We start from the raw sequence: 12,925 nt of genomic DNA, 5'->3' as shown, positions 1-12,925 counted from the left end.
CTATGCACGCCGCGACCGGCGGTACGGGGGAGCGGTGGACGCCGCGGCGGTCGGCGGCGCTTAAGTCCACGGCAGCAGGCGCCGGCGGGCCACCCACCCCGGAGCCGCTAATCGGCCGGCGCCTAGGACAGCGGCCGGCCCGCGACGTCCTCTGTCCGGTCCTCCTGCAGCACGTACGCCTGCGCCCACCGCTGCAGCCGGACGTAGGCGTCCCGGCGCACGTCGGCGCGGGAGAGGAACACATCGTGCAGGGCATCCCGCACCTGCTCGATGGTGACGCTGTGCCCCAGCCGGACCGCCCGTTCGGTCATCGTGCGGATGTCCAGCACCACGTCGGTGTTCCTCATGTCCTCGTGCCAGACCGGACCGTTCATGCTGCGCGTCGAAGACATCACCAGCACCGGGATCTCAAGGTCGAGGCCCTTGGCCACCTTGGACTGACCCTCCCAGATGGCGCTGAGCCAACCGGCGCGGACCGGGAAGGACTCCGGCGGGCGCAGCTTCGGGTCCAGGTCCCATTCGCCCTCGGCCGCCCGGCTGATGCTGCGGTAGTAGAAGCCGCGCACCGGCAGCTTGATCTCGGCTTCCGGCTTCAACCGGGACAACGGTTCCAGCACAGCGCCCGCGGCGCGGCGGACCAGGGCGCTGCCGTGCATCTCCAGCCAGGGGCTGTTCAACACCAGGGCGCGCAGCTCGCCGGGGTGCTCAGCCGCCCAAAGCGCTGCCACCAGGCCGCCGGTGGAGTGGCCCATCAGCGTAATCTTCGTCTCCGACCGGCCCCGTTCCTCGCGCACCACGTCGAGCGCCAGCGAGATCTCGTCGTCGTACTGGCCCAGGTGGGTTACGTAGCCCGCCGGGTCGCCCTCTTGCAGGCTGCGTCCGTGGTGGTGCAGGTCGAGGGCATAAAACGCCACGCCCTGGTCGTGCCAGAATTCTGCCAGTTCCGTGTTGAAGAAGTAGTCGCTCCAACCGTGCACGTACAGGACGGCGTGCCCGTTGGGGGAGCGCCGGGGGGAGTGCGGCAGGTAGCGGACCAGCGTCGCCCGCTGCTCCCGCCCATCCCGGGCGTGCACTTGCAAAATCGTGGACTCGAACTCCGGGCCGAGCATGTCCTCCTGCCAGACGGTTGCCATCGCCGCGGTGGTCCTCCCTCTCGGTCCGGTTGCTGCCCCAATGTTAGCTCCGGGCCGACACGGTTTGGTGCGGCGGCCCCGACACGGAAAACTAAGACCATGCGCCTGTACCCAACCTTCTTCCGTGCCGCGTTCTCCTGGATGGACGCCGAGCGCGCACACCGCATCGGTTTCCAGCTCATCCGCACCGCGCACAGGTGCGGAGCCGGTACGGTGCTGCGGCGGATCACCCGTCCGCATCCGTCGCTGGCCACCCAGGCGCTGGGTTTGACCTTTCCGTCGCCGTTCGGCCTGGCCGCCGGTTTCGATAAGGAAGGCCACGGCATCGAGGCGCTGGCGGACCTGGGCTTCGGCGCGGTGGAGGTCGGCACCATCACCGGCAGTGCGCAGCCGGGCAACCCGCAGCCCCGGCTGTTCCGGTTGATCGAGGACCGGGCCGTGATCAACCGGATGGGCTTCAATAACGACGGCGCGGCGGCGGTCGCGCCCCGCATCGCGGCGGCGCGTCGCCGCCTGGCCTCCGGTAACGCGGGGCTCCGCCCCGTCATCGGCGTCAACATCGGCAAGACCAAGGTCGTGGAACTGGGGGCCGCCACCGAGGACTACCTGAAGAGCACCCGGCTGCTGGCACCCTCAGCGGACTACCTGGTGGTCAACGTATCCTCGCCGAACACCCCCGGCCTGCGGCTGCTGCAGGACGTCGAGACCCTCCGCCCGTTGCTGCGGGCGGTGGGCGACACCGCGAATTCCGTGGCAAGCCGCCACGTGCCGTTGCTGGTGAAGATTGCCCCGGACCTCAGCGACGAGGATGTCGACGACGTCGCCCGGCTGGCTCTGGAACTGAAGCTGGAGGGCATCATCGCGACCAATACGACAATTGCCCGCGACGGCCTTGTCTCGGACCGGGCGAAGATCGAGGCATGCGGGGACGGAGGCCTTTCCGGGGCCCCGCTGAAGCAGCGGTCGCTCGAGGTCTTGCGCCGGCTGCGCACCGCCGTCGGGGATCACTTGGTCCTGGTGTCAGTGGGAGGGGTGGAAACAGCGGAAGATGTGCAGCAGCGGCTGGATGCCGGTGCCACCTTGGTGCAGGGCTATACGGCGTTCCTGTATGAGGGCCCCTTCTGGGCCAGCCGCATCAACCGTGGTCTGGCCAAACGCCGGCGCTGAGCCGCAGGCTAATCCGACCCTCGCGACGCCGCTGGCCTGCGGGCATGAAAAAGGGCCGGGAGCACCGTTGCTCCCGACCCTGTGACCGGCCAGCTTCGCGGAATCAGCCCGGGTATTGGCCGCGCTTGACCTGCGGCTTGGGCAGGCGCATCCGGCGCAATTGCAGTCCGCGCATCACGCCGTACCAGACCGCGCCGCGCTCCACCTCGCCGAACCTGGCAGCCAGGCGCTTCTTGAGCTGCCGGCCCAGGATGAAGGCGTCGATAGCCACCAGGGCCAGCAGCACCCAGAAGCCGACCAGGATGAAGGCCTGCACATTAAGGTCGCGGACAAAGCTGAGGATCACGAAGATCAGCGCGAAGACAATCAAGAACTCGCCCAGCACCCAGCGGGCGTCGACGAAGTCGCGGACATAGCGCTTCTGCGGGCCCTTGTCGCGCACCGGCAGGTAGCGCTCGTCGCCGGTGTTCATGGCCTCGCGCATCTTCAGCCGCTGTTCCGCCATGGCGGTGCGGTTGGCCTCCTTGGCGGCCTTGCGGTCGTTCGGGACCAGGGGGCGCTTGCGCGCCGCTTCCTGGTCCTTGCGCCGCGGAGTGGGCGCGCCCTTGCCGGTCCGAGGCTGAACCTCGAAGGCCTGGTCGATGGTTTCCTGGGGCGTGGGAGCCTCTTTTTTACGTCCGAACACCAGTCAAGAATACCGGACAGCATCCGTCCGCCGTCCGCGTTGGAACCCGCGCCGCCGCGGCAGGACGTGAGCCATCGGCTCAACGGCAGCACGGGCGCTAAGGTGTCGATTATGACCAATGTGAACATAGGAAAATTTGCGGCAGCTGTGGATTCCGGCATGGGGCGCACCATCTCCTCCCTTGAGCACCTGGTTTCCATTCCCGGGATCGCCTGGCCGGCCTTCGACCCGGAAGACCTGTCACGCAGCGCGGAGGCCGTGGCAGGCATGGTGCGGGAGCTGGGCCTGGAGGATGTGCAGATCCTCAGGGCGGCCAACGGGGAGGTGGCAGGAGGTCCCGCAGTGGTGGCCCGCCGCCCGGCCGCCGACGGCAAGCCCACCGTCCTGCTCTACGCACACCACGATGTCCAGCCCCCGGGGGACCCGGCCCTGTGGCGGACGGAGCCGTTCAAGGCCACGGAGATCGACGGCCGGCTCTACGGGCGCGGCGCCGCCGACGACAAGGCAGGGATCATGGTCCATCTCGCCTCCTTGCGGGCACTGCTGGACGTTGTCGGCGACGACTTCGGCGTCGGCATCACGCTCTTCTTCGAAGGGGAAGAAGAAGCAGGTTCGCCCACCTTCCGCACGTTCCTCGAAACGCACCGCGAACTGCTGCGGGCCGATGCGATCATCGTTGCCGATTCCAGCAACTGGAAGGTCGGCATTCCGGCGTTGACCACCAGCCTGCGCGGGCTCGTGGACGGAACCGTGGAACTGCGCGTCCTGGAACACGCTGTCCACTCCGGCATGTTCGGCGGCCCGCTGCTGGATGCGCCCACGCTGCTTGCCCGGCTGATCGCCACCTTCCATGACGACGACGGTGCTGTCGCCATCGAGGGGCTCGTCTCCGCCCCTTCGGCGTCGGTGGACTACCCGGAAGGAGACTTCCGCCGCGACTCTTCAGTGCTCGGCTCCGTACGGCTGGCCGGTACCGGCAGCATTGCCGACCGGCTCTGGAACAAGCCGGCACTGTCCGTCATCGGCATCGACGCTCCCAGCGTTGAGCTTGCTTCCAACACCTTGATCCCCTGGGCCCGGGCGAAGATCAGCCTGCGGCTGGCCCCGGGGCAGGATCCTGACCAGGCAATGGAAGCGCTGGCCGCTCACATTGCCGCCCAAGCTCCCTTCGGCGCCGCAGCCACCTTCGTGCCGGGAGAGCGGGGCCACGCCTTCGCCACCGACACCTCCGCGCCGGCGGCCCAGGCGGCCCTGTGGGCACTGGAACAGGCTTGGGGAACGCAGCCGGTGGAAGCCGGAATGGGCGGCTCCATCCCGTTTATTGCCGACCTTACGGAAATCTACCCGGAGGCCCAGATCCTGATCACCGGTGTGGAGGACCCTGACTCGCGGGCCCATTCGGCCAATGAGTCGTTGCACCTGCAAGACTTCCGCAACGCCGTCCTGGCCCAGACCTTATTGCTGGCCCGGGTGGATAACGAGGGGCTCTGACGCTGATTCGTGCATGTCTGGAGGCAGTGCACGGTTATCCCATTTGGGGAGACCAGACGTACGATGGAAGCGAAGCCAGACGCACCACTGAGTAATAGCAGCAGGTCACCGTTCGGCCCGAAATAGATAAGGAAGTGCAATGAGCGCAACGACCAACTCATCCGCCCCCACCACGGCATCCGACGCGGCAGAACTGCCTACGCATGAAGTTGCCCTGACCGATGTCGCCGCCGGCAAGGTCCGCAGCCTCCTGGAACAGGAAGGCCGCACGGACCTGCGCCTGCGCGTTGCCGTACAGCCGGGCGGATGCTCCGGACTGATCTACCAGCTGTACTTTGACGAGCGGATGCTCGACGGGGACGCGGTGCGTGATTTCGACGGTGTTGAGGTCGTCGTCGACAAGATGAGCGTTCCTTACCTCTCGGGTGCCTCGATCGACTTCGAGGACACCATCTCCAAGCAGGGCTTCACCATCGACAACCCGAATGCCGGTGGCTCCTGTGCCTGTGGAGACTCGTTCCACTAAGGCTTGCGGGGAGCCTCCCCGGCCGCCCGAACGGCCGACGCACGGGGGAGCCTGTCACATGAAAGTCACGTGTGCGGGTAAGCTCTACAGTGAGTAGTAAAACTGGATATGCGGCCAGGGCTCAGCTCTGCCATGGCCACATCACTTGCACGAAACAAAGAGGAAGGGCCGTCTGTGAGTTCGCAGGTTCGAACCGGCAGTCGACGCGCCAGAATTGCCAAGGCCACAGGTCTGGGTACACTCGGTGCGCTGTTGTTGACGGGATGTTCAGAAGAAGTCCGTTTGGGTTGGTTGCCCACTGAGCGGGACGTTACCAACCACACGCCCGAAATCATTGATTTGTGGGTTCACGGATGGATCGCCGCACTGGCTGTCGGTGTCCTGACCTGGGGTTTGATCCTCTGGTGCATCATCGCCTACCGCCGCCGCAAGGGCGAGACCGGCTACCCGCGCCAGCTGAGCTACAACCTGCCACTGGAAATCTTCTACACTGCGGTTCCAGTCGTCATGGTTCTGGTCTTCTTCTACTTCACGGACAAAACCACGTCCAACATCACCGCCCGGGTGGACAACCCCGACGTCGTCGTCGATGTGCGCGGCAAGCAGTGGGCCTGGGACTTCAACTACGTCAAGCAGGACAAGTACTTCGCCGGAGTGCAGGCCCACCTGACCGGTGAGACCGGCGTTCCGGAGACGCTGCCCACGCTGTACCTGCCGGTCAACAAGAGCGTCGAGCTGCAGATCAACTCCCGCGACGTCATCCACTCGTTCTGGGTCCCCGCCTTCCTGCAGAAGGTGGACATGATCCCGGGCAAGACGAACCACCTGAGCTTCACTCCTACACGTGAGGGCATCTACGACGGCAAGTGCGCCGAACTGTGTGGCGAGTACCACTCCGAAATGCTCTTCCGCGTCGCCGTGGTTTCCGAGGCTGAATTCAACGCTCAGATGGCGCGGCTCAAGGACGGCCAGCTCGGCGAAGAGTATGACCGCAACCCCTACGCTGAAGCGTCTGAATAAAGGAGCGAGGGCCACAAGTGTCAACGTACGAATACACAGCTGACGACCGGGCTACCACGGTAGCTCCGCGCGTCGTCCCGAGGTCCAAGGGACGCATCGTCGTCAACTGGATCACCTCCACGGACCACAAGACCATCGGGTACATGTACCTGATCGCGTCGTTCATCTTCTTCTGCCTCGGCGGCGTGATGGCCTTGGTCATCCGCGCTGAGCTCTTCGAACCCGGTATGCAGATCCTGCAGACCAAGGAGCAGTACAACCAGCTGTTCACCATGCACGGCACGGTGATGCTGCTGATGTTCGCGACACCGCTGTTTGCGGGCTTCGCCAACGTCATCATGCCGCTGCAGATCGGCGCGCCCGACGTGGCTTTCCCGCGCCTCAACGCGCTGGCTTTCTGGTTCTTCCTGTTCGGCAGCATCATTGCCGTGGCCGGCTTCATCACCCCGCAGGGCGCCGCTTCCTTCGGCTGGTTCGCCTATGCGCCGTTGTCCAACACCACCTTCTCGCCCGGTGTGGGCGGGGACCTGTGGGTCTTCGGTCTGGCGCTGTCCGGCTTCGGAACCATCCTCGGTTCGGTCAACTTCATCACCACGATCATCACCATGCGGGCCCCGGGCCTGACCATGTGGCGGATGCCCATCTTCACCTGGAACACGCTGGTTACCGCCATCCTGGTCATGATGGCCTTCCCCCCGCTGGCCGCTGCCCTGTTCGCCCTCGGTGCCGACCGGCGCTTCGGTGCCCATATCTTCAACCCGGAAAACGGCGGTGCCATCCTCTGGCAGCACCTGTTCTGGTTCTTCGGGCACCCCGAGGTCTACATCATCGCCCTGCCGTTCTTCGGCATCGTGTCCGAGATCTTCCCGGTCTTCAGCCGCAAGCCGATTTTCGGGTACAAGGGCCTGGTCTACGCGACCATCGCCATTGCCGCGCTGTCCGTGACGGTCTGGGCGCACCACATGTACGTCACCGGCTCCGTGCTGCTGCCGTTCTTCGCCTTCATGACCATGCTCATCGCGGTGCCCACCGGCGTGAAGTTCTTCAACTGGATCGGCACCATGTGGCGCGGATCGATCACGTTTGAAACCCCGATGCTGTGGAGCCTGGGCTTCCTCGCCACCTTCCTGTTCGGCGGACTGACCGGCATCATCCTGGCTTCGCCGCCGCTGGACTTCCACGTTTCCGACACCTACTTCGTGGTGGCACACTTCCACTACGTGGTCTTCGGTACCGTTGTGTTCGCGATGTTTGCCGGCTTCTACTTCTGGTGGCCCAAGTTCACCGGCAAGATGCTCAACGAGCGCCTCGGCAAGATCCATTTCTGGATGCTGTTCCTGGGCTTCCATGGCACGTTCCTCATCCAGCACTGGCTGGGCGTCGAGGGCATGCCCCGCCGCTACGCCGACTACCTGCCCGAAGACGGGTTCACTGCGATGAACCAGTTCTCCACCGTCGCGTCGTTCGTGCTGGGTGCGTCGATGATTCCGTTCTTCTGGAACGTGTACATCACGTGGCGCAGCGGCAGGAAGGTCGAAGTCGACGATCCCTGGGGCTTCGGTGCTTCGCTTGAGTGGGCAACGTCCTGCCCGCCGCCGCGGCACAACTTCACGTCGCTGCCCCGCATCCGGTCGGAACGTCCTGCTCTGGACCTCCACCATCCGGAACTGGCTCCGCGGCACACCCCGACGACTCCGGCACCGGTAGCACAACTGGCCGGTCCCGCTGACCAGAAGGATGCATAACTGTGAAGATTGAAGCCTGGCTATTCATTGCTCTTGCGCCGTTCTTCGCCATCGTTGCCACCGTCTATGGCTTCATGGGCAACTGGGATGAGCACGTCGGTTACCTGGCGCTTTACTTGACGGCCGGACTGTCCATCATGATCGGCGGGTACCTCTGGTTTACGGGCCGTCGTGTTGGCGCCCGTCCGGAGGATCGGGTGGACGCGGAGATCCATGAAGGTGCCGGCGAGCAGGGCATGTTCAGCCCCTGGAGCTGGTGGCCCCTGGTGCTGGCCATGGGCGCAGCCACCGGATTCATGGGCTTGGCCGTCGGCTGGTGGATTGTCTTCATCGCCGTGGGACTGACCACGGTCGCCATCATCGGATGGGTCTACGAGTACAGCCGCGGGGACCACGCGCACTAAGTCGCATGGCCGCAGGTGCAGGGGTCCGGAACCGTTTGGTTCCGGACCCTTTTGCGTTCCTGCCGGACACCCCGGGCATACGCCTGGGGCTGGTCTAGACCGGAGCTAGAATGGGGTGGAAGATGCCGCCGGATCAGGAGGTCGAATGTCCGTCAGTGCCGCAGCGATCGAGGGCGAGATTGACGCTTCCTCCCGCACCTCCAAGCACGTCCAGCTCAGGGACATTTTACGGCGGCACGCCCAGGAGCGGTGCGAACCCGGAGGCTCCTTCCCTTCCGAGCGGGAACTCTGTATCCGCTTCGGAGTCGCCAGGATGACGGTACGCCAGGCGATCGACTCGCTCGTAGCCGAGCAGGTGCTTGAGCGCATCGTCGGTCTGGGCACCTTTGTCCGGCAGCCCAAGCTTGACCTGCAGGTCAAGCTCACGTCCTACAGCGAGGAAATGCAGCGCCGTGGCATGGTCCCGGACGCGCGTGTCCTCAGTTTCGAACAAATTGGCGCCACGCCTCTTGTAGCCCGCGAGCTGCAGATTGAGGAGGGGCAGCCGGTCGTCCGCTTCCGCCGACTGCTGCTGGCCGACGCTGAGCCCATGAGCGTTGACGAGAACTTCATTCCGGCGCAGAGGGTGCCGGGGATCCTCGACGAGGGCCCGCCGGCGTCGCTGTACAACGTGCTGAGCGAGCGGTACGGGCTGATCATGGAGTGGGGAGAGGACACCATTGAGGCAACCGCGGCCCAGCCCTCAATCGCCCGGCTGCTGAGCGTGGACATCGGGTCACCGCTGCTGAAAATTCAGCGCCACGCGTACGTCTCCAAGTCGATGGTGGATTTCTCGATTTCGTATTACCGCGCAGACCGCTACAAGCTGTGGGTGCCGCTGCAGCGGCCCGGCGGCCGTGCCCCGAGGTCCTACAACGTCAAGCGCTATTAGGCGCCGCACGGCCCCTTGGAGGGCCTTTCCAGCCCGCTCGAAGCGGCCCCGACGGGCAGGGGAGCGGCGCGCTCCGGGTGCTCCAGCCGCTCGACATCATCCCCGTGTCCGGCAGGCGGACCGGCCGGTACAGCAGCTGCGGGAGGGGGTTGTGTCACGTATTTCTGGCCCCGGAAGGACAGCTGAAACTGGCCCCACCCGGCGATGTTAGTGAGCGTTGGATCCGAGTCAAAGTGACCGTGAGCCTACCTGTGACTACAGCCGGGGCTGAGGGGCTACGGTGCCGGGACGGGTACTACCATTTCCGGGTTGTCTTGTGAGTGGACGTCGAGTGCCCCGGGAAATTCCGTCCAGGACCGAATCGGTGAACGAAGGATGGGGATGGCGGATGCGGCGGCAACCAGCGCCCATCCCCAGAGCACGGGAATGACGCCGGTTGCCAGTGCCAGGATGCCCCCGCCGATACTGGCCACCGGCAAGGGTGAAGAGCCGGTAAGTGGACATGACACGTCCCATCAGGTGGTGTGGAACGAGCCGGGGAATGATGCCGGCCCCTGCCAAACCGGAGAGAACGACGAAGAAGGACCAGCCGAATCCGGAGATGCCAATCCACGCGGCCGGGGCCAGCCCCAGGAAAGGCGCAGCCGGGAGGAGGGTGACGAATCCGGCGCTGGCCAGGCTCGCGGCGATCTTGGTTCTGCCGACGCCAAGACGTAGATGGTGCGGCCAGGGTGTGGATGGTGGCGGCATTGATGTTCGGGTTCGTATCAATATCGAAATCCCCGAGCCACTTGTCCCGGGGAAAGTTCGCGGCTTTGACGCGGCGGATCGAGGAACGCCGGTCCCGGTCATCACACTCGGCCAGCAGCAATTCGGCCAGCAGTAATTCGGCCAGGAACCCCTGGTAGGAGAGTTGTTCCTTCCCCGCGACAGTGAGAGCTTCATCCAGGACGCCCGGATCGTGGGCAGGCGGAGCCGGCGGCAGGCCTGGTCCACGGCCGCGACGGCGGCTTGTTCGGTCAGGCCGCGCCGCCGTCGCAGGGTCGGAGTGATAGTCGTAGAAGGGGGCTGCGTAGCTTCTGAGCAGTGGATGCTTGGGCCCTGCAACAAGGTGCCACCGAGTTCCGGTTCGGCCAGGCACAAAAGGAATGGCCCCGGACGGGAGTCCAGGGCCATTCCTCGTGATATGCAGTTAGCGGCTGGTGACCTCTGCCTTTTCGGCAGGAGCCTCGACCTCTGCGTGGTGACTGTGTGCAGCCTCCAGCTCGGCCGGGGTTACCGGTGCCACACGGTCCTCGAAGAAGAACCGCGACAGGCCGCCGCGCAGCTTCTCGGAGCGCTTGATGTGGCCGGCCTTGTTCGGCTGCGCCGGGAGCACCTCGGGTGACTCGAAGGTGACGAGCCGGTACAGCTTGTAGTCGTTCAGCGGTTCGTGGACCTCAATGAACTCTCCATGCGGCAGACGGACAATGCGCCCGGTTTCCCGACCATGCAGGGCGATCTCGCGGTCCTTGCGCTGCAGTGCGAGGCAGATGCGGCGCGTCACGATAAAGCCGAGAATCGGTCCGAGGAAGAACAGCGCACGCAGCCAGTACGTCACGTCGTTGAGGGACACGTGGAAGTGCGTGGCAATCAGGTCGGAGCTGGCAGCTGCCCACATCACCGAGTAGAAGACGATGCCGGCAACGCCGATGGCGGTGCGGAACGGAGCGTTGCGCGGGCGGTCCAGGATGTGGTGCTCGCGGTTGTCCTTGGTGATCCAGCGTTCGATCCACGGCCACGCGAACATCAGCGTGAAGAGGACTCCTGCCGGGCCCAGGGCCGGGAGGAGCACGTTCAGCGAGATAGTCCGGCCGAAGATCACGAACTCACCCACACCGGGCATCAGGCGCAGCGCACCGTCCACCCAGCCGATGTACCAGTCAGGCTGTGTACCGGCAGAGACGGGGGAGGGGTCGTAGGGACCGTAGTCCCAGATCGCCAGGATCTGGAAGTTGGCCGCAATGACAGCCAGGATGCCGAACACGACGAAGAAGAAGCCGCCAGCCTTTGCCGCGTATACCGGGCCGATCGGGAAACCGACAACATTGGACTCGGTGCGGCCGGGGCCGGGGTACTGGGTGTGCTTGTGTACGACAACCATGAACAGGTGGATCGCGATCATCAGCAGGATCATTGCCGGCACCAGCAGGATGTGGAGCACATAGAGGCGCCCCACGATGTCGGTACCCGGGAACTCTCCGCCGAAGAGCAGCAGGGAGATGTAGGTGCCAACGAGCGGGATGCCCTTGATCACGCCGTCGATGATGCGCAGGCCGTTACCGGACAGCAGGTCGTCCGGCAGGGAGTAGCCGGTGAAGCCGGCAGCCAGGGCCAGGATCAACAGGACGCAACCAACCACCCAGTTTAGCTCGCGCGGCCGGCGGAACGCACCGGTGAAGAACACGCGCAGCATGTGGAAGGAGACCGAAGCAACGAACAGGAGCGCCGACCAGTGGTGCAGCTGGCGCATGAAGAGGCCACCGCGTACCTCGAAGGAGATCTCCAGCGTCGACTGGTAGGCGACGGACATTTCGACGCCCTTGAGCGGCACATACGGTCCCGTATAGTGCGTCTCTGCCATCGACGGATCGAAGAAGAACGTCAGGAACGTTCCGGTGAGCAGCAGGATAACGAAGGAGTACAGCGCGACTTCGCCGAACATGAAGGACCAGTGGTCCGGGAAGATCTTCCGGCCGAATTCCTTGACGATCGCTGAACCGCCGACGCGGGTGTCGACGAAGTTGGTGATCCGTCCGGCCCGTGTCTTGGGTACGTAGGTATCAGTTGAAGCGCTCATGCTAGCCACGCTCCCAGTAGCTCGGTCCGACAGGTTCATGGAAATCGCTGGTGGCGATCAAGTAGCCCTCGTCGTCGACGCTGATCGGAAGCTGGGGCAGGGCGTGAGCGGCGGGGCCGAACACAACCTTGCATTCCTGGGTCAGATCGAAAGTCGACTGGTGGCAAGGGCAGAGCAGGTGGTGCGTGTGCTGTTCGTACAGCGCCACCGGGCAGCCAACGTGGGTGCAGATCTTGGAGTAAGCAACAATGCCATTGTAATTCCAGTCCTCGCGGCCCGGGGAGACATGAAGCTCTTTGGGATTCAGGCGCATCAACAGGACAACGGCCTTGGCCTTCTCCTCCAGCTTGTGCTCGGCTTCGTTCAGCCCTTCGGGGATGACGTGGAACGCCGAACCAATGGTGACGTCGGAGGCCTTAATCGGGGTGCCGCTCGGGTCACGGGTCAGCCGGACACCGGCGTCCCACATGGTGTGCCGCAGCACGTCCGGGTTCAGGTCCTTGGACAGGTCGCGGAAGATGCCGATGGCCGGCAGGATCGCCAGGACGCCTGCACCGATCAGCGTGTTGCGGATCAGTGGACGGCGGGAGATGCCCGACTCGTCGAGGACTTGGCCGATGATTTGCTCGGCGTCCCTGCGGTCTTCCTCGGTGCGAACCTCATGGCGTTCTTCCACGATTTCGTGGTCCGGCATCAGCGTCTTGGCCCAGTGGACAATGCCCACGCCAATGCCGAGCATGGCAAAGGCGGTGCCCATGCCCAGGGTGAAATTCTGCAATCGCAGCGTTGCGATGGTGTCATCCAAGCGGATGCCAAAGTACCCGACGAAGAAAAGTACGGTGCCGATAATGGAGATTACGAAGAGTATCGCAACCTGGCGCTCGGCTCGCTTTTCCGCCCGGGGATCTTTGTCGGCACGGCGCGGGCGGTGCGGGGGGAGTCCAGGATCCTGAAACTTCTCCACGTCGCTCTGACCAGCCGTAG

The 12,925-nt window shown here is 64.7% G+C and carries 11 protein-coding genes and 1 pseudogene; 7 read left to right on the top strand and 5 right to left on the bottom strand.

The window, feature by feature from the left end:
* Positions 1-122: 122 nt before the first annotated feature.
* Positions 123-1,133, bottom strand: coding sequence for an alpha/beta hydrolase (locus tag AC5RWT_RS28135; protein ID WP_494083065.1), 1,011 nt, complete (start codon positions 1,131-1,133; stop codon positions 123-125).
* Between the two features lie 99 nt (positions 1,134-1,232).
* Here AC5RWT_RS28135 and AC5RWT_RS28130 point away from each other — a divergent pair, with 99 nt between their 5' ends.
* Positions 1,233-2,300, top strand: coding sequence for a quinone-dependent dihydroorotate dehydrogenase (locus AC5RWT_RS28130; protein ID WP_494083064.1), 1,068 nt, complete (start codon positions 1,233-1,235; stop codon positions 2,298-2,300).
* Between the two features lie 103 nt (positions 2,301-2,403).
* On the opposite strand, the gene AC5RWT_RS28125 is transcribed toward AC5RWT_RS28130, so the two are convergent.
* Complete coding sequence (locus AC5RWT_RS28125) at positions 2,404-2,985, bottom strand: DUF3043 domain-containing protein (RefSeq protein ID WP_494083063.1); 582 nt, start codon at positions 2,983-2,985, stop codon at positions 2,404-2,406.
* Positions 2,986-3,096: 111 nt separating this feature from the next.
* Between AC5RWT_RS28125 and AC5RWT_RS28120 the strand changes: the two genes are divergently transcribed.
* The 6 genes from AC5RWT_RS28120 (at position 3,097) to AC5RWT_RS28095 (ending at position 9,102) form a co-directional block, all read left to right on the top strand.
* Positions 3,097-4,476 carry a dipeptidase gene (locus tag AC5RWT_RS28120; RefSeq protein WP_494083062.1) on the top strand — a complete coding sequence of 460 codons (1,380 nt, stop codon included), beginning with the start codon at positions 3,097-3,099 and terminating at the stop codon, positions 4,474-4,476.
* A gap of 139 nt (positions 4,477-4,615) precedes the next feature.
* Positions 4,616-5,002, top strand: a complete 387-nt coding sequence (locus tag AC5RWT_RS28115) for a HesB/IscA family protein (protein ID WP_493967648.1) — start codon at positions 4,616-4,618, stop codon at positions 5,000-5,002.
* Positions 5,003-5,176: 174 nt separating this feature from the next.
* A complete protein-coding gene (gene ctaC / locus AC5RWT_RS28110; RefSeq protein WP_493967647.1) occupies positions 5,177-6,022 on the top strand; it encodes an aa3-type cytochrome oxidase subunit II in 846 nt (281 codons plus the stop codon).
* Between the two features lie 17 nt (positions 6,023-6,039).
* Positions 6,040-7,767 carry an aa3-type cytochrome oxidase subunit I gene (ctaD, locus tag AC5RWT_RS28105; RefSeq protein ID WP_493967646.1) on the top strand — a complete coding sequence of 576 codons (1,728 nt, stop codon included), beginning with the start codon at positions 6,040-6,042 and terminating at the stop codon, positions 7,765-7,767.
* Positions 7,768-7,769: 2 nt separating this feature from the next.
* Complete coding sequence (locus AC5RWT_RS28100; RefSeq protein WP_494083061.1) at positions 7,770-8,171, top strand: cytochrome c oxidase subunit 4; 402 nt, start codon at positions 7,770-7,772, stop codon at positions 8,169-8,171.
* Positions 8,172-8,316: 145 nt separating this feature from the next.
* A complete protein-coding gene (locus tag AC5RWT_RS28095; protein WP_494083060.1) occupies positions 8,317-9,102 on the top strand; it encodes a GntR family transcriptional regulator in 786 nt (261 codons plus the stop codon).
* A gap of 724 nt (positions 9,103-9,826) precedes the next feature.
* Here the strand turns inward: AC5RWT_RS28095 and AC5RWT_RS28090 are convergent.
* From AC5RWT_RS28090 to qcrA, 3 genes and pseudogenes are all read right to left on the bottom strand, one after another.
* Positions 9,827-10,194: pseudogene (locus AC5RWT_RS28090) on the bottom strand (ATP-binding protein); the annotation flags it as partial.
* A 100-nt stretch (positions 10,195-10,294) separates the two neighbouring features.
* Positions 10,295-11,941, bottom strand: coding sequence for a cytochrome bc1 complex cytochrome b subunit (gene qcrB / locus AC5RWT_RS28085; RefSeq protein ID WP_494083059.1), 1,647 nt, complete (start codon positions 11,939-11,941; stop codon positions 10,295-10,297).
* A 1-nt stretch (position 11,942) separates the two neighbouring features.
* Positions 11,943-12,925, bottom strand: a 983-nt coding sequence (gene qcrA, locus AC5RWT_RS28080) for a cytochrome bc1 complex Rieske iron-sulfur subunit (protein WP_494083058.1), incomplete at its 5' end; no start/stop codon positions are given.

The sequence above is a fragment of the Arthrobacter sp. Dra40 genome, from assembly GCF_059091905.1.
This window is presented reverse-complemented; position numbering and strand designations above follow the sequence as displayed.